General features: G+C 70.0%; 16 protein-coding genes. 4 read left to right on the top strand and 12 right to left on the bottom strand.

The window, feature by feature from the left end:
• The first annotated feature begins 140 nt into the window (after positions 1-140).
• Entirely contained in the window at positions 141-1,979 is a 1,839-nt protein-coding gene (ilvD, locus tag ACSX1C_RS17030; RefSeq protein WP_439887130.1) for a dihydroxy-acid dehydratase, read from the top strand.
• A 66-nt stretch (positions 1,980-2,045) separates the two neighbouring features.
• On the opposite strand, the gene ACSX1C_RS17025 is transcribed toward ilvD, so the two are convergent.
• Positions 2,046-2,558, bottom strand: a complete 513-nt coding sequence (locus ACSX1C_RS17025; RefSeq protein ID WP_439887129.1) for a dihydrofolate reductase — start codon at positions 2,556-2,558, stop codon at positions 2,046-2,048.
• A 104-nt stretch (positions 2,559-2,662) separates the two neighbouring features.
• Here ACSX1C_RS17025 and ACSX1C_RS17020 point away from each other — a divergent pair, with 104 nt between their 5' ends.
• Both ACSX1C_RS17020 and ACSX1C_RS17015 read left to right on the top strand, forming a co-directional pair.
• Complete coding sequence (locus ACSX1C_RS17020; protein ID WP_439887128.1) at positions 2,663-4,063, top strand: DUF2868 domain-containing protein; 1,401 nt, start codon at positions 2,663-2,665, stop codon at positions 4,061-4,063.
• Entirely contained in the window at positions 4,056-5,429 is a 1,374-nt protein-coding gene (locus ACSX1C_RS17015) for a GTPase/DUF3482 domain-containing protein (RefSeq protein ID WP_439887127.1), read from the top strand. The genes ACSX1C_RS17020 and ACSX1C_RS17015 overlap by 8 nt, the downstream gene beginning before the upstream one ends.
• 80 nt (positions 5,430-5,509) lie before the next feature.
• Here the strand turns inward: ACSX1C_RS17015 and ACSX1C_RS17010 are convergent, their stop codons facing one another.
• The 10 genes from ACSX1C_RS17010 to ACSX1C_RS16965 all read right to left on the bottom strand — a co-directional run bounded on the left by ACSX1C_RS17010 (position 5,510) and on the right by ACSX1C_RS16965 (position 16,075).
• A complete protein-coding gene (locus ACSX1C_RS17010) occupies positions 5,510-6,577 on the bottom strand; it encodes a transporter substrate-binding domain-containing protein (RefSeq protein ID WP_439887126.1) in 1,068 nt (355 codons plus the stop codon).
• A 75-nt stretch (positions 6,578-6,652) separates the two neighbouring features.
• Positions 6,653-7,813 (bottom strand): TIGR03364 family FAD-dependent oxidoreductase, encoded by a 1,161-nt coding sequence (locus tag ACSX1C_RS17005; RefSeq protein WP_439887125.1) that lies wholly within the window; start codon positions 7,811-7,813, stop codon positions 6,653-6,655.
• A 209-nt stretch (positions 7,814-8,022) separates the two neighbouring features.
• Positions 8,023-9,039: a putative 2-aminoethylphosphonate ABC transporter substrate-binding protein gene (locus ACSX1C_RS17000; RefSeq protein ID WP_439887124.1), complete on the bottom strand. Its 1,017-nt coding sequence runs from the start codon at positions 9,037-9,039 to the stop codon at positions 8,023-8,025.
• Between the two features lie 34 nt (positions 9,040-9,073).
• Positions 9,074-9,901 carry a phosphonoacetaldehyde hydrolase gene (gene phnX, locus ACSX1C_RS16995; RefSeq protein WP_439887123.1) on the bottom strand — a complete coding sequence of 276 codons (828 nt, stop codon included), beginning with the start codon at positions 9,899-9,901 and terminating at the stop codon, positions 9,074-9,076.
• 19 nt (positions 9,902-9,920) lie between these two features.
• On the bottom strand, positions 9,921-11,627 hold the full coding sequence (locus ACSX1C_RS16990) for a putative 2-aminoethylphosphonate ABC transporter permease subunit (protein WP_439887122.1): 1,707 nt from the start codon (positions 11,625-11,627) through the stop codon (positions 9,921-9,923).
• A 1-nt stretch (position 11,628) separates the two neighbouring features.
• Positions 11,629-12,681 carry a putative 2-aminoethylphosphonate ABC transporter ATP-binding protein gene (locus tag ACSX1C_RS16985; RefSeq protein ID WP_439887121.1) on the bottom strand — a complete coding sequence of 351 codons (1,053 nt, stop codon included), beginning with the start codon at positions 12,679-12,681 and terminating at the stop codon, positions 11,629-11,631.
• Between the two features lie 127 nt (positions 12,682-12,808).
• Entirely contained in the window at positions 12,809-13,669 is an 861-nt protein-coding gene (locus tag ACSX1C_RS16980) for a LysR substrate-binding domain-containing protein (protein WP_318644078.1), read from the bottom strand.
• Positions 13,670-13,688: 19 nt separating this feature from the next.
• A complete protein-coding gene (locus ACSX1C_RS16975) occupies positions 13,689-14,483 on the bottom strand; it encodes a thymidylate synthase (RefSeq protein ID WP_439887120.1) in 795 nt (264 codons plus the stop codon).
• Positions 14,480-15,283 carry a prolipoprotein diacylglyceryl transferase gene (lgt, locus tag ACSX1C_RS16970; protein WP_439887119.1) on the bottom strand — a complete coding sequence of 268 codons (804 nt, stop codon included), beginning with the start codon at positions 15,281-15,283 and terminating at the stop codon, positions 14,480-14,482. The genes ACSX1C_RS16975 and lgt overlap by 4 nt, the downstream gene beginning before the upstream one ends.
• Positions 15,284-15,292: 9 nt before the next feature.
• Entirely contained in the window at positions 15,293-16,075 is a 783-nt protein-coding gene (locus tag ACSX1C_RS16965; RefSeq protein WP_439887118.1) for a sulfite exporter TauE/SafE family protein, read from the bottom strand.
• 319 nt (positions 16,076-16,394) lie between these two features.
• On the opposite strand from ACSX1C_RS16965, the gene ACSX1C_RS16960 reads away from it, so the two are divergent.
• Positions 16,395-17,141: an NRDE family protein gene (locus ACSX1C_RS16960; protein WP_318644082.1), complete on the top strand. Its 747-nt coding sequence runs from the start codon at positions 16,395-16,397 to the stop codon at positions 17,139-17,141.
• Positions 17,142-17,209: 68 nt separating this feature from the next.
• On the opposite strand, the gene ptsP is transcribed toward ACSX1C_RS16960, so the two are convergent.
• Positions 17,210-19,489 carry a phosphoenolpyruvate--protein phosphotransferase gene (gene ptsP / locus ACSX1C_RS16955; protein ID WP_439887117.1) on the bottom strand — a complete coding sequence of 760 codons (2,280 nt, stop codon included), beginning with the start codon at positions 19,487-19,489 and terminating at the stop codon, positions 17,210-17,212.
• Positions 19,490-19,492: the final 3 nt, after the last annotated feature.

The following is a 19,492-nucleotide window of genomic DNA, read 5'->3' as shown; positions in this document are numbered from 1 at the left end:
GTGATCCCGCCCAGCCATTCGGCCCCGCCCCCTCGCAGACGTCCACTACCGTTTGCCAGCGGCGCCCATCGCGCTCAACATACGTACTATCTGCGGGCCCCGTACCCGCGACCTGACCAGCCTCCGCAGGATTGACCGCCATGCCCGATTACCGCTCGAAAACCTCCACCCACGGCCGCAACATGGCCGGCGCCCGCGCCCTGTGGCGCGCCACAGGGATGAAGGACGAGGACTTCAAGAAGCCGATCATCGCCATCGCCAACTCCTTCACCCAGTTCGTGCCCGGCCACGTGCACCTCAAGGACATGGGTCAGCTGGTGGCCCGCGAGATCGAGAAGCACGGCGGCGTGGCCAAGGAATTCAACACCATCGCCGTGGACGACGGCATCGCCATGGGCCACGACGGCATGCTCTATTCCCTGCCGTCGCGCGAGATCATCGCCGACTCGGTGGAGTACATGGTCAACGCCCACTGCGCCGACGCCATCGTCTGCATCAGCAACTGCGACAAGATCACCCCCGGCATGCTGATGGCCGCCCTGCGCCTGAACATCCCGGTGGTGTTCGTCTCCGGCGGGCCGATGGAAGCCGGCAAGACCAAGCTGGCCAGCCACGGCCTGGACCTGGTCGACGCCATGGTGGTGGCCGCCGACGACTCGGCCAGCGACGAGAAGGTCGCCGAGTACGAGCGTAGCGCCTGCCCGACCTGCGGCAGCTGCTCGGGCATGTTCACCGCCAACTCGATGAACTGCCTGACCGAGGCCCTGGGCCTGTCCCTGCCGGGCAACGGCTCGACCCTGGCCACCCACAGCGACCGCGAGCAGCTGTTCCTGCGCGCCGGCCGCCTGGTGGTCGAGCTGTGCCAGCGCTACTACGGCGAAGGCGACGAGGGCGTATTGCCGCGCAACATCGCCAACTTCAAGGCCTTCGAGAACGCCATGATGCTTGACATCGCCATGGGCGGCTCGACCAACACCATCCTGCACCTGCTGGCCGCCGCCCAGGAGGCCGAAATCGACTTCGACCTGAAGGACATCGACCGCCTGTCGCGCCAGGTGCCGCAGCTGTGCAAGGTGGCGCCGAACATCCAGAAGTACCATATGGAAGACGTCCATAGAGCGGGAGGTGTCTTCGGCATCCTCGGCGAGCTGGCCCGCGGCGGCCTGCTGCACAGCGACGTGGCCACGGTGCACAGCCCGAGCATGGCCGACGCCATCGCCCAGTGGGACATCACCCAGACCCGCGACGAAGCCGTGCATACCTTCTTCAAGGCGGGCCCGGCCGGCATCCCGACCCAGACCGCGTTCAGCCAGAGCACCCGCTGGGACAGCCTCGACGACGACCGCGAGAGCGGCTGCATCCGCTCGGTCGAGCACGCCTACTCCCAGGAGGGCGGCCTGGCCGTGCTCTACGGCAACATCGCCCTGGACGGCTGCGTGGTGAAGACCGCCGGGGTCGACGAGTCGATCCTCGAGTTCGAGGGCACGGCGAAGATCTACGAGAGCCAGGACAGCGCCGTGCGCGGCATCCTCGCCGACGAGGTCAAGGCCGGCGACATCGTCATCATCCGCTACGAAGGGCCGAAGGGCGGCCCGGGCATGCAGGAGATGCTCTACCCGACCTCCTATCTGAAGTCCAAGGGCCTGGGCAAGGCCTGCGCCCTGCTCACCGACGGCCGCTTCTCCGGCGGCACCTCGGGCCTGTCCATCGGCCACGCCTCGCCGGAGGCCGCCGCCGGCGGTGCCATCGGCCTGGTACAGGACGGCGACAAGGTGAAGATCGACATCCACAACCGCACCATCAACCTGCTGGTCAGCGACGAGGAGCTGTCCCACCGCCGCCACGCCCAGGACAAGAAGGGCTGGAAGCCGGTCGAGGCCCGCCCGCGCAAGGTCACCACCGCGCTCAAGGCCTACGCCCTGCTGGCCACCAGCGCCGACAAGGGCGCGGTGCGCAACAAGGCGATGCTCGACGGCTGAGTGCCCGTCCCATGAAAAAGCCCGGCCAATCGGCCGGGCTTTTTTCTGTCCGCTGATCGAGCGACGCTAGCGCCGCACCCAGGTCTCGAAGGCATGGGGCGGGGCATCTGCCGTGGCCGGCTGGTGGTCCACGGCGGCGCGGCGCCAGTCGGTCTCACTGAATTCGGGAAACCAGGCGTCCCCCTCGGGCTCCAGCGCCACCCGGGTCAGGTACAGGCGCTCGGCCTGGGCCAGGGCCTGGCCGTAGAGCTGGGCGCCGCCGATCAGCATCAGCTCCTCGACGCCCTGCTCGCGCGCCCACTCATCCGCCCGCGCGAGGGCGGCGTCCAGGGAGGCGAAGACCTCCGCCCCCGCCAAGGCCAGCCCCGGCTGGCGGCTGACCACCAGATTCAGTCGACCCGGCAGCGGCCGACCGAGCGAATCCCAGGTCTTGCGCCCCATGATGATCGGCTTGCCCAGGGTCAGGGCCTTGAAGTGCTTGAGGTCCGCCGGCAGGTGCCAGGGCAGTTGGTTGTCGCGGCCGATCACGCGGTTCTGCGCGAGGGCGGCGATCAGGCAGAGGGGCAGGGTCTTGTTCATGGCGCGAGCATAGCAGAGCCGCGGATAGCGGCGCAGCCGGCGGCAGATGGACAACGCTTAGCCGGCGCGCGCGGCAACGGTTATGCTCAGCTCTCGACTGGCCGATGAGATGCCGTGTGAGCGCCGCCCCGACTCTGAACAAACTGCAACGCCTGTGGTTGAGCGAGACGATTCGCCTGCGCGAGGAGCAGGCCGGCCCCCTGGAGGACGGCGAGGCCAACCGCCGGGTCCGGGCCGCCGGCGGCAGCCTGGCCGAACGCATCCAGCTCCGCGCCCTGCTGCTGGCCGAGCGCGACGGCCTAGTGCAGGCGCTGCGGCACTGGCAGCAGGGCGCGCGCCTGGCCCTGGCCGCCCTGCTGCTGCTGGCCCTGCTCAGCGGCGCCGGCCTGGCAGCCGCGGCCCTGGGCGACGGCCAGCGCCCGGTTAACCTGTTCTGGGCCCTGGGCAGCCTGCTCGGCCTCCACCTGCTGCTGTTGTTCGGCTGGGCCCTGGGCCTGCTGCTGGCCGGCGACAACGCCAGCGCCCTGGGCCGCCTGTGGCTGTGGCTCAGCGACAAGCTGGCCCGCGATGCCCAGGCCGCGCAACTGGCGCCGGCGCTGCTGGTGCTGCTGCAACGCGCCGGCCTGGGCCGCTGGGGGCTGGGCGTGCTGGTGCACGGCCTGTGGCTGCTGGCGCTCCTCGCCGCCCTGCTCGGCCTGCTGGCCCTGCTCGCCACCCGCCGCTACGGCTTCGTCTGGGAGAGCACCCTGCTCGGCGGCGACACCTTCGTCGCCCTGACCCAGGGCCTCGGCGCCCTGCCGGCACTGCTCGGCTTCGCCCTGCCGGATGCCGAGCTGATCCGCGCCAGCGGCGACGCCGCCCTGGGCGGCGAGGCGGCGCGCCACAGCTGGGCCAGCTGGCTGCTCGGGGCGCTGCTGGTCTACGGCCTGCTGCCGCGCCTGCTGCTGATGCTGCTGTGCCTGTGGCGCTGGCGCCGCGGCTGCGCGCAGTTGACCCTGGACACCGGGTTGCCCGGCTACGACCTGCTGCGCGCGCGCCTGCTGCCGGGCAGCGAGCGCCTGGGCGTCTGCGATCCGGCGCCGGCGCCGACGCCCGGAGTGCCCGCCGAGCCCGGCTCGCAGCACAGTCAGGGCGCACTGCTGGTGGCCGTCGAACTGGAGCAGACGCGCCCCTGGCCACCGGCTCTGCCCCGCGGAGTCGACGACGCCGGGGTGATCGACAGCCGCGAACAACGCCAGCGCCTGCTGGAACAGCTCAGCCGTTTCCCGCCGGCGCGCCTGCTGGTGGCCTGCGACCCGCGTCGCTCGCCGGACCGCGGCAGCCTGGCGCTGCTCGGCGAACTGGCGCGCAGCGCCGCCAGCACCCGTATCTGGCTGCTGCCGGCACCGCCCGGGGAGGCCCTCGACGCCGCCCGCCTGGCCGACTGGCACGACGCCCTGGCGCAACTGCAACTGCCCCACAGCGCGGCCGCGCCGCTGACCTGGCTGGAGAGCGGACATGACTAGCCCGCTGAAGCTGGCCGTGGTCGGCCACACCAATGTCGGCAAGACCTCGCTGCTGCGCACCCTGACCCGCGACGTCGAGTTCGGCGAGGTGTCGCCGCGGGCCAGCACCACCCGCCACGTCGAGGGCGCACGGCTGTCGGTGGACGGCCAGGCCCTGCTGGAGCTGTACGACACACCCGGCCTGGAGGACGCCATCGCCCTGCTCGAACACCTGGAGCGCCTGGACCGGCCCGGCGAACGCCTCGACGGCCCGGCCCGCCTGGCCCGTTTCCTCGACGGCAGCGAGGCGCGCCAGCGCTTCGAACAGGAGGCCAAGGTGCTGCGCCAGCTGCTGGCCTCGGATGCCGGCCTCTACGTGATCGACGCCCGCGAACCGGTGCTGGCCAAGTACCGCGACGAGCTGGCGGTGCTGGCCATGGCCGGCCGGCCCCTGCTGCCGGTGCTCAACTTCAGCGCCGCCGGGCGCCACCGCGAAGGCAACTGGAACGACGCCCTGTCCCGCCTGGGCCTGCATGCGCGGGTCGCCTTCGACACGGTGGCGCCGCCGCTGGACGGCGAGCGGCGCCTGTACCAGAGCCTGGCGTTGCTGCTGGACAAGGCCCAGGCGCCCCTGCAGCGGCTGATCGACGACCACGAGGCGCAACGCCTGAGCCGCCGCCGGGCCGCCACCCGCCTGATCGCCGAACTGCTGATCGACTGCGCCGCCTGCCGCCAGGGCGTCGCGGCCCAGGCCGCGCTGGAGCAGCAGGCGCTCGGCCAGCTGCGCGAACGCATCCGCCAGCGCGAGCAGCGCTGCGTCGAAGCCCTGCTGCGGCTCTATGCCTTCCGCCAGGACGATGCCCGGGCAAGCGACCTGCCGCTGCTCGACGGCCGCTGGGGCGACGACCTGTTCAACCCCGAGACCCTCAGGCAACTCGGCTTCAAGGTCGGCGGCGGCATGGCCGCCGGCGCGGCGACCGGCGCCGGCATCGACCTCTTGGTCGGCGGCATCACCCTCGGCGCCGCCGCGCTGCTCGGTGCCCTGGCCGGCGGTGGCCTGCAGACCGCGCGTAATTACGGCGCACGCCTGCTCGGCAAGCTGCGCGGCGAACACGAACTGACAGTCGACGACGCCGTGCTGCGCCTGCTGGCCCTGCGCCAACAACAGCTGCTGCAGGCCCTGGAGGCCCGTGGCCATGCCGCCGAGACGCGCATCGAACTGGCCACCCCGCAGGACGGCGCCTGGCGCCAGGGCGCGCTGCCCGACCCCCTGCGCAAGGCCCGCGCCCACCCGCAGTGGTCGACGCTCAATCCCCAGCCGCGCCTGCAGCAGGCCGAGCGTGAAGCGCAACTGCGGCATCTGGCCGCCAGCCTGCTGGACGACTGACGCGGCTCACGAGCCGAGCCCCTGGCGCCCCCAGGCTCGTCGACCATGGCGCTGTCCGCAGGCTTTTCCCGGCCTCAGGCTCAGGGCGTGCCCAGGTAGAGCCGCAGCAGCTTGTCCCAGTCCTCGCCGCCGGTGACCCGCAGCAACTCGAGGTTGAGCCGCTCGCGGTAGGGGCTGCCGCTGGCCAGGGCGAAGGCGTAGGACTGGTTCTCGAAGGTGCCGGGCAGCAGGCGCAGGCCGCCCTGACCCAGTTCGCCATTGCGGTACTGCATGATCGGCAGGTCGTAGACCACCGCATCGGCCTCGCCGCGCTGCACCGCGGCCATGGCGCCGAGCAGGTTGGGGTAGTCGCTGTGGCGGATGCGCTGGCTGTCCAGGTAACGGGCGCTGACGGTCTTGTCGATGGTCGCCACATGGGCGCGGCGCAGGTCGTCGACGCCCTGGATGCCGCCCTGCAGGTTGCCCACGGTCAGCGCGCTGGCCACCGCCGCGGTGAAGGTCGAGACCATGATCAGGCCGGCGAACATCCACACCAGGCCGAGCAGGCGCCCGCCCAGGGTCACCGGCGCCTTGTCGCCGTAGCCGACCGTGGTCATGGTCACCGCCGCCCACCAGAAGCCGGAACCCAGGCCCTGGGCCGGGGTGCCGCCGAACTGCCCCTGGTTGCGCCGCCGCTCGCACAGCCAGACCAGGCCGCCCACCAGCAGCAGCAGGGCCGCCAGCCCGATGATCAGGCTGACGAACTGCCACGAGAACAGTCCCTTGAACGCGGCCCAGCCGCCGCCGTCGCCGGCGCGCGGCACGCCGATGGCCAGCCCGGTGCGGTAGAAGGGATGGGTGAAGTCGAAGCGCGCCTCGCGCTCGGCGGTCATGGTCAGGGCGCCGACCACCACGTCCAGCTCACCGGCCTCCAGGCTCGGCAGCAGGTCCTTGAAGGCCATGGGCCGCAGCTCGTAGCGATAGCCCGCCTGCTCGGCCGCGGTCTGCCACAGGTCGATGCTGATGCCGCGCCAGCTGCCGTTCGGTTCCTGGATGACGAAGGGCGGTACCTCGGTGATGCCCACGCGCAACAGCAGCCCGGACGGCTCCGCCGCCCAGCTCGGCAGCGCCAGTACCCACAGCAAGACGGCACTCAGAATCCTCGGCATCAACAGTTCCCCCAACCGCAAAAGCCCTCAGGGTAACAAATGTGCCGCGGCTTCCCAGCAGCCATCGACCAGGCCTCAAGCCGCCTGCGCCGTCGGCCAGGCGCCTTCGCCCAGTAGCGCGGCGACGGTGCGCTCGCCCAGGCCCAGGCCCACGCTCATGCCCAGACCGGTGTGCATCAGCACCGCGGTCACCCCCTCGGCGGCGGCCAGCACGCTGAACGGCCCCGGCCCCCGGGCGCCGTAGACGCCCTGCCAACGCTCGAGCACCTCCAGCTTGCCGCCCAGGGTGTGCTCGGCCAGCTCGATCAGGAGGCGGTCGACGGCCTCGGCGTTGAAGGGCCCGACATCGCCGCCGTAGACGTGGGAGTCGCCGATGATCAGCTCGCCGTGGGGCGTCGGGCTGGCCAGCAGGTGAATGCCGTGGGTTTCCAGCTCCGGCTGCTCGCGGCGGATCTGCGCGCGGACGGCCTCGGCCTCCGGCAAGTCGGCGAAGGCGCCGTAGTGCACGCAGCTGAGGCCGGTGAGCACCGCGTGCTGCAGCGCCAGCGGTCGCTGCAGACGCGCGCGCAGCATCTGCAGGGCGCAGACCTGCGGCTGCAGGACCGCGAGCTGCTCGGCCAGCAGGGTCTGGTAGTCATGCCCCGAGCAGACCACCACCCGGGCCGCGCGGAAGGTGCCGGCGGTGGTGTTGACCCGGCCGCCCTCGACGTCGCGCACCAGGGTGGAGAAATGGAACTGCACGCCGTGCGCGCGGGCCAGGTAGTCGACGATCTGCGGCAGCGCCTCGCGGGAATACAGCTGCTGGTCGTCCAGGCCGTGCAGGGCGGCGCGGTGGTGGGCGAAGCGGCCGTCGTACAGGCCCTGCAAGGCGGCGCCGCGCAGCAGCTCGACACGGTAGCCCTGCTCTTGCGCGCGGCCGGTGCAGAAGGCTTCGAGCAGCGCCTGCTCGGCCTCGCTGCGGGCGAACAGCAGCGAGCCCTGCTGCTTGAGCTGCAGGCCGGCGGCCTGACTCAGTTCGGTCCACAGGCCGCGGGACTGGCGCGCCAGGTCGAGCATCGGTCCCGGTGCCTGGCCGGTGACCAGGGCCTGGCCGAAGTTGCGGATCGAAGCGCCCTGGGGCGCCTGGCTGCGCTCGCACACCTTGACCCGCAGGCCGCGCCGGGCGCCGGCCCAGGCGTGGGCCAGGCCGAGGATGCCGGCGCCGACGACCAGCAGGTCGCAATCGTGCTGACTCATGGAAGAACTCCTGAAAGGTTGCAGACGGCCATGGTCGCGGCCGTCGGAGATGGATGGCGTAGGGAGGTTGGCGCGCGGCACAGCCACCGGGCGGAAGTGGAAAACGCTGCGCGATCTTCCACCCTGCGGATGGCCGCCAGCGCGGCCGGACGAATCGACTCTGGGCAGCGGTTGGCGGAGCCCAAACAGCGGGGCTCCGCTAGCCCGTTCTACTGGGCGACCGGCTCGGACTTGCCGTCGTAGCGCCGGCGCCATTCGGCGAGGATCCTGTCGCGGTTCTGCGAGGCCCAGGCGAAGTCGTTGTCGATCAGGCGCTGCTCGTAATCGGCCGGCAGCTCCTGGAAGGGCTCGGCGATGCCCGGCTGGGCCAGCACGGCGAAGTTGGCCTTGTACAGCTCCATGGCCTGGCGGCTGGCGGCGAAGTCGGCGAGCTTCTGCGCCGCCTCCAGCCGCTCGGTGCCCTTGACGATGCCGCTGGCCTCGATCTCCCAGCCCAGGCCCTCCTTGGGCAGCACGATGTCCAGCGGCGCACCCTTGCGCTGCAGCTGCACCGCCGGGTACTCGAAGGAGATGCCGATCGGGAACTCGCCGGCGGCGGCCAGCTTGCAGGGCTTGGAGCCGGAGTGGGTGTACTGGCCGATGTTCCGGTGCAGCTTGTCCATGTAGGCCCAGCCCTGGGGTTCGCCGAAGGTCTGCAGCCAGGCGCTGACGTCCAGGTAGCCGGTGCCGGAGGACGCCGGGTTGGGCATGACGATCTTGCCCTGGTACACCGGGTCGGTCAGGTCTTCCCAGCGGGTCGGCTTGGGCAGGCCCTGCTTCTCGGCCTCGATGCGGTTGAAGCAGAGGGTCGCGGCCCACACGTCCATGCCGACCCAGGCCGGCGGGTTGGCGGCGTCGCGGTATTTCCCGCCGATCTTGTCCAGCTCGGCCGGGGCGTAGGCCTGGAGCATGCCCTGCTGGTCGAGGATGGCCAGGCTGGAGCCCGCCAGGCCCCAGACCACGTCGGCCTGGGGCCGATCCTTCTCGGCCAGCAGCTTGGCGGTGATGATGCCGGTGGAGTCGCGCACCCACTTGATGCGGATGTCCGGGTGCTGCCGTTCGAAGGCCTGCTGGTAGGGCTTGAGCTGCTCCACCTCCAGGGCGGTGTAGACGGTCAGCTCGGTGGCGGCGCTGGCGTGCAGGCTGATGCCGGCCAGCAGGGCGGCGAGGGCGGTACGCTTGAACATGGGAGGCTCCTATCGGGAATGGGCAGGGTTCGGCTCAGCAGTGCTGCGGGGATTCGCCCCGGGCCAGACGGGCGTCGATCAGCTCGATCACCCCGGGCAGGTCGGCGATGCTGTCGATCAGGTAGTGCGGCCGGCTCGCGGCGAACAGCCCGTCGATGCGTTCGCGCTCGGCCGCGCGGCGCTCTTCCGACAAGGCCTGGTAGGCGTCCCAGCTCAGGCCGAGGAAGTTGCCGGAGAAGCGCAAGGCCACGGTCCACATGCCGGCGCTGCGGCCCTCGAGGATGCCCGGCTCGGTGTCGTCGACCTTGACGCAGGCGGCGACGTCGTCCAGGCCCAGGGCGACGACATTGGCCAGGGCCTGGGCCGGGCTCGGCCGGCCCCGCGGCACCTCGTCGGAGGCGACCACGTGGTCCGGGCGATAACCGGCGGCGGCGGCCAGCTCGACCACCTTGACCATCACCTCCCGGGGGTAACCGGAGCAGCTGCCGATCTGCAGGCCCCGCGCCCGCAGCGCGGCGATGGCCTCCAGCGCCCCGGGAATAGGCGCCGAGTGCTCGCCGACCTTGGCGACCTGCAGCGGCATAAAGCGCTCATAGATGGCGGTCACGTCCTCGTCGCCGGGCAGGCGGCCGAAACGGCGCTGGAAGCGCGCGGCGATCTGCGGCTGGTCGCACAGGGCGCGAATGTGCTCCCACTTGCCCATGCCCATGGGGCCGCGGGCCTCCTCCAGGCTGAGCTCCACGTCGAAGCTGGCGAAGGCCTCGACGAAGATCCTGGTCGGGGCGAAGGAGCCGAAGTCGACCACGGTGCCGGCCCAGTCGAGGATGGCCGCGGCGAGGCGCGTCGGGTGTTGGTAGTGCATGGCAGTCTCCAGGGGCGGGTCAGTGAGTCGGCGCGGGTTGGCGCCAGGTCTGGGAGCGGCGCAACAGGCCGCGCGAAGCCCCGGCCAGCAGCAGCGAGACGCCGGCCGAGGTGAGCAGGATCAGGGTCGACATGGCGGCGGCGCCGCCGACGTTGCCGGCATCGTCGAGGTTCAGCACGGCCACGGCGGCGAGCATGCTGTCCGGGCTGTAGAGGAAGATCGCCGCCGACACCGTGGTCATCGCCGAGACGAACAGGTAGCGGACGATGTCGAGCAGCGCCGGCAGGCACAGCGGCAGGGTCACCCGCAGGTAGTGGCGGGCCAGGGGCACCTTGAGCGACAGCGCGGCGGCCTCGAATTCGCCGTCGAGCTGGCGCAACGCGGTGCTGGCGGTCATCTGCGCGGTGGTCAGAAAATGCGCGATGGTGCACACCACCAGCAGGGTCAGGCTGCCGTACAGGCCGCTCAGCGGATTGCCCGGCAGGTTGAAGAAGAATACGTAGCCCAGGCCCAGGACCAGGCCGGGCACCGCCATGGGCACGAAGCTGAGCAGGCGCAGGGCCTGGGTCAGCGGATCCTGGCGGGTCTTCTCCAGCAGGTAGGCGCCGGTGAAAATCAGCAGGCTGCCGAACAGCGCCGTGCAGCCGGCCAGCACCAGGCTGTTGCGGTAGGCGAGCCAGCCACCGGGCAGGTCGGAGAAGGCGTAGTGGTCGAGCACCAGGCTCAGGTCGTAGGGCCAGAAGCGGACCAGCGAGGAGTACACCGCCATGCCGAACACCAGCAACAGCACGGCGCACAGCAGCAGCACCAGCAGCAGGAAGGCGCCATCGCGCCCCCGCGCCGGCCGCGGATGATGGACCTGGGCGCGGCCGCCCAGGCTGTCGCGCGCACGCCGGCGCAGCCACAGATCGACGGCGAAGCTGAGCAGCGCCGGCAGCAGCAGGACCATGCCGATCAGCGCGCCGCGGCCGAACTGCTGCTGACCGACCACCGCCTTGTAGGCCTCCAGCGCCAGCACCTGGTAGTCGCCACCGACCACCACCGGCACGCCGAAGTCGGTGATGCACAGGGTGAACACCAGGCAGAAGGCGGCGAACACGCCCTGGCGGCTGCCCGGCCAGGTGATGCTGCGAAACGCCCGCCAGGGCGAGGCGCCCATGCTCGAGGCGGCGTCGAACAGGCGGGCATCGGCCAGCGACAGCGCCGAGATGAGGATCATCAGGGCATGGGGAAAGGTGTAGATGGCCTCGCCGAGGACGATGCCCCAGAAGCCGTAGATGTTGTCGGCGAACAGGTCGCGCAACAGGCCCTGGTTGCCGAACAGGTAGATCAGGGCGATGCCCGGCAGCATCGACGGCGCCAGCAGCGGCAGCAGCGAGATCGCCCGCCACAGGCCCTTGCCCGGAATCAGCGTGCGCTGCAGCGCGTAGGCGAACAGATAGGCCAGCGGCACGACGAGCGCCGCGGTGGTGGCGGACACCTTCAGGCTGTTGTCCAGCAACCAGCGGAAGTTGTCGCTGGCGTATAGCGCGGCCGCCGCGGCCAGGCCGCCGCCCTGGCCGTCCGCGCCGCCGAAGCCGCGCCAGAGCATGGCCAGCAGCGGCAGCAGCACGGCGAGCAGCAACAACAACAGCAACAGGCATTTGCCGCCGGCGACGAACAGCCGATCGCCCAGGCCGCTCGTGCGGCCGCGCCAGGCGACGGAGTCGAGGGTCAGGCCGCCCATCTCAGGCGAACACCTGCAGGCTCTGCGGCGGCAGGGCCACCCAGATGTTCGGGTTGGCCAGGCTCGGCATCGCCTCGGGCGCCAGCTCGGCGAACAGTCCGTGGCCCGGCAACTCGGCCAGCTCGAAGCCCATCCGGCAGCGGTTACCCAGGTAGGTGACCTCGCGCATCTGCGCGCGGAACAGGTTGTGTCCGGGCTCCGGCGGGTTGACCACTATGGTCTCCGGCCGGCAGAACAGGCGGCCGCGCTCGAGCGCCTGGGCACCCTCGACCCGCAGGCTCAGCGCGCCGACCCGGGCCTGGCCGTCCTGGCCGCGCTCGAACGGCAGCCAGTTGCCCTGGCCGACGAATTCGGCGACGAAGGGCGTGGCGGGCTGGCGGTAGATCTGCTGCGGGGTGCCGTACTGTTCGACCCGGCCCTGGTTCATCACCGCGATGCGGTCGGCCATCTGCATGGCCTCGTCCTGGTTGTGGGTGACCATCAGGGTGGTGATGCCCAGCTGCTTCTGCAGCCGGCGCAGTTCGCCGCACAGGTGCTCGCGCACCCGGGCATCGAGGGCCGACATCGGCTCGTCCAGCAGCAGCAAGGAAGGCGCCGGCGCCAGGGCCCGGGCCAGCGCCACGCGCTGCTGCTGGCCGCCGGAGAGCTGCCCCGGGTATTTCTCCTCGCTGCCGAGCAGGCCGACCAACTCGAGCATCTCCGCCACCCGCCGGCGCTGCGTTTCGCGGCCGCTGCCGGCCAGGCCGTAGCCGATGTTCTGCGCCACCGTGAGGTTGGGGAACAGCGCATAGGACTGGAACAGGATGCCGTAGTCGCGGGCCTGGGGGGGCAGGCCGGAGACGTCGCGCGCGCCGATCAGGATGCTGCCGCGCTCCTGCCGCTCCAGGCCGGCGATGCAGCGCAGCAGGGTGGTCTTGCCGCAACCGGAAGGCCCCAACAGGCAGACCAGCTCGCCGGCATCGACCCGCAGCGACACGCCGTCCAGCGCCCGGAAGGCGCCGAAGCCCTTGTGGATGTCCCGCACCTGCATGCTTACCGCGGCCTGCTCGTTCATCGTGCAACCTCATGGAGCGTTCGACTCGAATGAGGTGGATGCTAGGCGGCCCGTGCTAAGGCTTTGTGGCAGATGGGGCAAAAGCACCGATAGTGCTATCGGTCTTTTTGTGGTGACGGGGCGCTGCTTAGAGAGCCATGTCCCGAGCCTGGGCCAGGAAGGCCGCCGGCAGCCGCGCCTGGCGGCGCTCCTTGAGGCAGTAGAGGTATTCGCCGATCAGCGGCGCGCCCTGCAGTTCGACCACCCGCAGCTCGGGGTGATCGGGCACCTCGTGGCGGGCGATGATGCTGATGCCGATATTGCGCAGCACCGCCTCGCGGATCGACTCGCGGCTGCCGATCTCCAGCTGCGCGCCCGGCACTACCCCGGCGACCTCGAGCAGCGCCTCGGTCATCTGCCGGGTGGTCGAGCCCTGCTCGCGCATCAGCAGGCAGTGCCCGCTCAACGCCGTCACCGCCACGCAGCCTTGCCCGGCCAGCGGGTGCAGGCGGTGCACGGCCAGCACCAGGGGGTCCTGCCCCAGCTGCAGGCGGGTCAGACGCGGGTCCTGGGTCAGCTGCGAGGAGACGGCCAGGTCGACGCGGTACTCCTCCAGGGCCTCGAGCACCTGCTGCGAGTTGCCGATCTCCAGGGTCACTTCGATCGGCGCGAAACGCTCGCGGAAGCGCTTGATCAGCTCGAGCACGTAGTAAGGCGAGGTGGCGCCGATGCGCAGGCTGCCCTGGGTCTGGCTGCAGTTGCGCAGGTAGAACTCGATGTCGGCCTCCTGCTGCAGCAGCACCTGCACCCTGGGCAGCAGGCGCGCGCCTTCGTCGGTCAGGGTCAGGCGGCGGCCGCCGCGGTAGAACAGCTCCACCCCGTAGCGACCCTCCAGGTTGCGCACCTGGGTGGTGACCGTGGGCTGGCTGAGGCCGAGCTTCTTCGCCGCCTGGGTGATGCTGCCCAGGCGCGCGACCATGTGAAAGGCCCTGAGCTCGGCGCCGAGCATCAGGCCGCCCGGAAGGCGCTCATACCGCGACCGGCGCCTTGATGTGCGGATGGGCCTGGTAGCCGACCAGCTCGAAGTCCTCGTAGCGGAAGGCGAACAGGTCCCGCACCGCCGGATTGAGCTTCATCGTCGGCAGCGGCAGCGGCTCGCGGGTCAGCTGCAGGTCGGCCTGTTCGAGGTGGTTGGCGTACAGGTGGCAGTCGCCGCCGGTCCAGACGAACTCGCCGGGCTGCAGGCCGGTGACCTGGGCGACCATCAGGGTCAGCAGGGCATAGCTGGCGATGTTGAAGGGCACGCCGAGGAAGATGTCCGCCGAACGCTGGTACAGCTGGCAGCTCAGCCGGCCCTCGGCGACGTAGAACTGGAACAGCGCGTGGCACGGCGGCAAGGCCATCTGCTCGATCAGCGCCGGGTTCCAGGCCGAGACGATCAGCCGGCGCGAGTCCGGGTTGGACTTGAGCATCTCGATCAACCTGGCTATCTGGTCGATCGACTCGCCGTTCGGCGCCGGCCAGTTGCGCCACTGGTAGCCGTAGACCGGGCCCAGCTCGCCGTTCTCGTCGGCCCACTCGTCCCAGATGCTGACGCCGTGGTCCTTCAGGTACTGGATGTTGGTGTCGCCCTTCAGGAACCACAGCAGCTCGTGGATGATGGACTTGAGGTGGCACTTCTTGGTGGTGACCAGGGGGAAGCCCTCGGCCAGGTCGAAGCGCATCTGCTGGGCGAACAGACTGTAGGTGCCGGTGCCGGTGCGGTCGCTCTTGAAGGTGCCGGTCTCGCGCACCCGGCGCATCAGCTCGAGGTACTGTTTCATCGGCTCGCCTCCCGGGCGGACTGGCGCTTGTAGGCGTAGGCGATCAGGCCGAGGCCGCCGAGGATCATCGGCAGGCTGAGCAGCTGGCCCATGGTCAGCCAGCCCCAGGCCAGGTAGCCGAGCTGGGCGTCCGGCACCCGCACGAACTCGACGATGAAGCGGAACACGCCGTAGCAGGCGGCGAACATGCCCGACACCGCCATGGTCGGCCGCGGCTTGCGCGAGTAGAACCAGAGGATGGCGAACAGCGCCACGCCCTCCAGGGCGAACTGGTACAGCTGCGAGGGGTGGCGCGCCAGTTGCTGCGGATCGGTGGGGAAGACCATGGCCCAGGGCAGGTCGGTGGCCTTACCCCACAACTCGGCATTGATGAAGTTGCCGATGCGCCCGGCGCCCAAACCGATGGGGACCAGCGGTGCGATAAAGTCCATCAGCTGGAAGAAGCCCTTGTCGTTACGGCTGCCGAACCACCAGGTGGCCAGCAGCACGCCGATGAAGCCGCCGTGGAAGGACATGCCGCCCTTCCACACCTGCAGGATCAGGCTCGGCTGCGCCAGATAGGCCTCGAGGTCGTAGAACAGCACGTACCCCAGGCGGCCACCGAGTATCACCCCCATGGCCACCCAGAACACCAGGTCGGAGAGCTTCTCCCGGTTCCAGCTCGGCTCGAAGGCGTGCAGGCGCCGCGCGGCCAGCCACCAGGCGCCGCCGATGCCGATCAGGTACATCAGGCCGTACCAGTGGATTTTCAGCGGTCCCAGGGCGATGGCCACCGGGTCGATCTGCGGATAAGGCAGCATGTCAGGTCCTCAAATCAGAAAATTCACGCCCACGCTGAACAGCAGCAGGGCGAACAGGCGCTTGAGCACGCGCGGCGACAGGCGATGGGCCAGGCGTGCGCCGAAACGCGCGAAGAACATGCTGGTCAGGGCGATCCCCGCCAGCGCCGGCAAATAGACGAAGCCCAGGCTCCAGGACGGCAACTGCGGATTGTCCCAACCCAGCCACATGAAACTCAGGGCGCTGGCCAGGGCAATCGGCAGGCCGCAGGCCGCCGAGGTGGCCACCGCCTGCTGCATGGGCAGACTGCGCCAGGTCAGGAAGGGCACGTTGAGCGAACCGCCGCCGATGCCGAAGATCGCCGAGGCCCAGCCGATCACCCCACCGGCAGCGCCGAGCGCCAGCCTGCCTGGGACAGCGCTGCTGGCCCTGGGTTTCAGGTCCAGGGCCATCTGCAGCGACACGGCGATGGCGAACACGCCGATGATCCGCTGCAGCTGCGGGCCCTGGATCGCCGCCGCGGTCAGCGACCCCAGGCCGGCGCCGAGCAGGATGCCCAGGGTCATCCAGGCGAAGATCGACCACCGCACCGCGCCCCTGCGGTGATGTTCCAGCACCGAGTTGATCGAGGTGAAGATGATGGTCGCCAGCGAGGTGCCGACCGCCAGGTGGGTCAGCACGGCCGGATCGACGCCCTGGGCGGTGAAACTCAACACCAGCACCGGCACTATGATGATGCCGCCGCCGACCCCGAACAGTCCCGCCAGCACGCCGGCCGCCGCCCCCAGCAGCATATACAGCAGCAGTTCCATCGATGCCCCCTCAAGCAAAGCGGCATGGTAACGGAAGCGAGCCTGCCCGCTCCACGCCTGATTGACCGCGTGGGGCTCGTGCGGCCGAGGGCAGTCACCCACCCCGCCCCCCGCAAGGCCTCTACGGATTGCCGTACAGGGTCTTTTCCTTACCTTCCCTAGCGCCTAAGCTGTCGGCAACTGATGGAGCGTTTTCCACACGGACTGTTGCGACAAGAACCCACATCAGCAGGAACTGGACTCAGGTCCCCCGGGCCGTAGCGCGGCCACGTCGGCGACCGCCACAGCACTTCAGAGTCCCGTCACGAAAGGAGTTTCTATGTGCCTGATCGTATTCGCCTGGCGCCCCTCCCACTCCCTTCCCCTGGTCCTGGCGGCCAACCGCGACGAGTTCTACGACCGCCCGAGCCTGCCCCTGGCGGCCTGGGAAGATGCCCCGGATATCTATGGTGGACGCGACCTGCAGGCCGGCGGCACCTGGCTGGCGGCGGGCCCCCATGGGCGCTACGCCGCCCTGACCAATATCCGTGATCCGCGCCAGCCCCCCTACGGCCGCTCCCGCGGCGAGCTGCCGCTGCAGTTCCTGCAGGGCGAGTTGGAGCCCGAGGCGTTCCTCACCGAACTGGCCGGACGCGCCGGCGACTATTCGGCGTTCAATCTGCTGATCGGCGACGCCAAGCAGTTGTGGTTCTTCAACTCCCGCGAGGGCATCCCCCGGCAGTTGAGCGAGGGGCTCTACGGCTTCTCCAACGCCGACCTGAACACCCCCTGGCCGAAGGTGGAGAAGGCCCGGGCGCTGCTCAGCGAGTGCCTGATCGAACCCCAGATGCCCGCGCTGCTGGACCTGCTGCACGACGCCCAGCAACCCCCGGATGCGGCGTTGCCCGACACCGGCGTCGGCCTCAATACCGAGCGCCTGCTGTCCGGCATCTTCATCGCCACCCGCAGCTACGGCACCCTCGCCAGCACGGCGCTGCAAGTGCGCGCCGACGGTTCCCGGCACCTGGTCGAACGCCGCTATGGCCCCCATGGCGTGCCGCTTGGAGAAACCAGCCTGGAGTGTTGACGGCCCGGCCGCCGCGGGAGGAGCGGCGGTCTATCCCTGTCGCGCGCGACTGACCGAGGGGCTCGCTGTCAGGCCTGGATGTCCGAGGCCGGATTGATCATCCGGCCCAGGCCGAGGTTGCGCAGGGCCAGCTGCAGGGTGCTGTGGATCACCTGGGGGTTGTCGATGCTCATCACCTGGGCCAGCAGCTCCTTGGCCTTGCCCAGGCTGATCTGGCGCAGCAGCCACTTGACCTTCGGCAGGTTGGTGGCGTTCATCGACAGGCTGTCGAAGCCCATGGCCATCAGCAACACCGCCGCCGCCGGGTCGCCGGCCATCTCGCCGCAGATGCTCACCGGCTTGCCCTCGGCGTGGGCGTCGCTGATCACCTTGCGCAGCGCCTGCAACACGGCCGGGTGGAGGAAGTCGTAGAGGTCGGCGACCCGCGGGTTGTTGCGATCCACCGCCAGCAGGTACTGGGTCAGGTCGTTGGAGCCGACCGAGAGGAAGTCCACCTGGCGCGCCAGCTCGCGGGTCTGGTAGACCGCGGCGGGAATCTCGATCATCACCCCGACCGGCGGCAGCGGCACGTCGGTGCCCTCGTCGCGCACCTCGCCCCAGGCGCGGTGGATCAGGTGCAGGGACTCTTCCAGCTCCTGGATGCCGGAGATCATCGGCAACAGGATGCGCAGGTTGTTCAGGCCCTCGCTGGCCTTGAGCATGGCGCGGGTCTGCACCAGGAAGATTTCCGGGTGATCGAGGGTGACGCGGATGCCGCGCCAGCCGAGAAAGGGGTTCTCTTCCTTGATCGGGAAGTAGGACAGCGCCTTGTCGCCGCCGATATCCAGGCTGCGCATGGTCACCGGCAGCGGGTGGAAGGCGGCCAGCTGCTCGCGGTAGATGGCCAGCTGCTCCTTCTCGCTGGGAAAGCGCTCGTTCATCATGAACGGCACCTCGGTGCGGTACAGGCCGACGCCCTCGGCGCCGCGTTCCTGGGCCCGGGCCACGTCGGCGAGCAGGCCGGTGTTGACCCACAGCGGCATGCGGTGGCCGTCCAGGGTCTCGCAGGGCAGGGCGCGCAGGGCATCCAGGCCCTGGGTCAGCTGGCGCTCCTCCTCGACCACGTCGGCGTACTGCTTGCGCAGCAGCTCGCTGGGGTTGGTGAACACCTCGCCGTGGTAACCGTCGACGATCAGCTGGATGCCGTCGATCTTCGAGTACGGCAGGTCGACCGCCCCCATCACCGTGGGAATGCCCATGGCCCGGGCGAAGATCGCCACATGGGAGTTGCCCGAGCCGAGCACCGAGACCAGGCCGGCCAGCTTGCCCTCCGGCACCTCGCCGAGCATGGTCGGCGACAGCTCCTCGCTGACCAGGATGCAGTTGTCCGGGTATTCCAGACTCTGCTGACGGGCCTGCTGCAGGTAGGCGAGCAGGCGGCGGCCGAGATCCTTGACGTCGGAGGCGCGCTCGCGCAGGTAGGCGTCGTCCATCAGCTCGAAGCGGTTGACGTGCTCGCCGACCACCTGGCGCAGGGCGCCCTGGGCCCACTGGCCGGTGCGGATGATGTTGACCACCTCGTTACCCAGGGCGGCGTCTTCCAACATCATCAGGTAGACGTCGAACAGCGCACGCTCTTCCGGGCGCAGCTGGCTGGCCATCTTCGCCGAGAGGTTGCGCATGTCGCCACGCACGCCCTCCAGGGCGGTATTGAACAGCGCCAGTTCGGCGTCGATATCGTCGATGGTCTTGTCCGGCACCACCTCCAGATCGGCCGGCGGCAGCACCACCACCGCGGTACCGACCGCGGCCCCCGGCGAGCCGGGCACGCCGATGAACTTGGCCTCCTGGATGCCCTTGCCCTGGCGCCCCAGGCCGCGGATCGAGCCGGTCGCCTCGGCGTGGGCGATCACCCCGGCGAGCTGCGCGCTCATGGTCACCAGGAAGGCCTCTTCGCCCTCGTCGAACTGACGCCGCTCCTTTTGCTGGACGACCAGCACGCCCATGACCCGCCGGTGGTGGATGATCGGCGAGCCGAGGAAGGAGGCGAAACGCTCCTCGCCGGTCTCGGCGAAGTAGCGGTAGCGCGGGTGGGCGGCGGCGTTCTCCAGGTTCAGCGGCTCCTCGCGGGTGCCGACCAGGCCGACCAGGCCTTCGTTGGGGGCCATGCTGACCTTGCCGATGGAGCGCTTGTTCAGGCCCTCGGAGGCCATCAGGACGAAACGGTTGGTTTCCGGGTCGAGCAGATAGACCGAGCAGACCTGGCTGCCCATGGCCTCCCTGACGCGCTGTACGATGATGCCCAACGCCGCCTTGAGGTCCTTGGCGGCGTTTACTTCCTGGACGATCTTGCGCAGCGTATTGAGCATGGC

This window comes from Pseudomonas sp. MBLB4123 (assembly GCF_051904775.1).
GTDB classification, from domain to species: Bacteria; Pseudomonadota; Gammaproteobacteria; order Pseudomonadales; family Pseudomonadaceae; genus Aquipseudomonas; species Aquipseudomonas benzenivorans_B.
Note: the sequence above shows the minus strand (reverse complement) of the source record. Positions and strands in the feature narration are given on the sequence as shown.

Coding starts and splice junctions, on each gene's coding strand:
- phnX (WP_439887123.1), bottom strand. CDS start 9,901: ATGCACTACCAACACCCGACGCGCCTCGCCGCGGCCATCCTCGACTGG.
- ACSX1C_RS16960 (WP_318644082.1), top strand. CDS start 16,395: ATGTGCCTGATCGTATTCGCCTGGCGCCCCTCCCACTCCCTTCCCCTG.
- ACSX1C_RS16980 (WP_318644078.1), bottom strand. CDS start 13,669: ATGCTCGGCGCCGAGCTCAGGGCCTTTCACATGGTCGCGCGCCTGGGC.
- ACSX1C_RS16985 (WP_439887121.1), bottom strand. CDS start 12,681: ATGAACGAGCAGGCCGCGGTAAGCATGCAGGTGCGGGACATCCACAAG.
- ACSX1C_RS16965 (WP_439887118.1), bottom strand. CDS start 16,075: ATGGAACTGCTGCTGTATATGCTGCTGGGGGCGGCGGCCGGCGTGCTG.
- ACSX1C_RS17010 (WP_439887126.1), bottom strand. CDS start 6,577: ATGCCGAGGATTCTGAGTGCCGTCTTGCTGTGGGTACTGGCGCTGCCG.
- ptsP (WP_439887117.1), bottom strand. CDS start 19,489: ATGCTCAATACGCTGCGCAAGATCGTCCAGGAAGTAAACGCCGCCAAG.
- ACSX1C_RS17025 (WP_439887129.1), bottom strand. CDS start 2,558: ATGAACAAGACCCTGCCCCTCTGCCTGATCGCCGCCCTCGCGCAGAAC.
- lgt (WP_439887119.1), bottom strand. CDS start 15,283: ATGCTGCCTTATCCGCAGATCGACCCGGTGGCCATCGCCCTGGGACCG.
- ACSX1C_RS17000 (WP_439887124.1), bottom strand. CDS start 9,039: ATGTTCAAGCGTACCGCCCTCGCCGCCCTGCTGGCCGGCATCAGCCTG.
- ACSX1C_RS17020 (WP_439887128.1), top strand. CDS start 2,663: ATGAGATGCCGTGTGAGCGCCGCCCCGACTCTGAACAAACTGCAACGC.
- ACSX1C_RS17005 (WP_439887125.1), bottom strand. CDS start 7,813: ATGAGTCAGCACGATTGCGACCTGCTGGTCGTCGGCGCCGGCATCCTC.
- ACSX1C_RS16975 (WP_439887120.1), bottom strand. CDS start 14,483: ATGAAACAGTACCTCGAGCTGATGCGCCGGGTGCGCGAGACCGGCACC.
- ACSX1C_RS17015 (WP_439887127.1), top strand. CDS start 4,056: ATGACTAGCCCGCTGAAGCTGGCCGTGGTCGGCCACACCAATGTCGGC.
- ilvD (WP_439887130.1), top strand. CDS start 141: ATGCCCGATTACCGCTCGAAAACCTCCACCCACGGCCGCAACATGGCC.
- ACSX1C_RS16990 (WP_439887122.1), bottom strand. CDS start 11,627: ATGGGCGGCCTGACCCTCGACTCCGTCGCCTGGCGCGGCCGCACGAGC.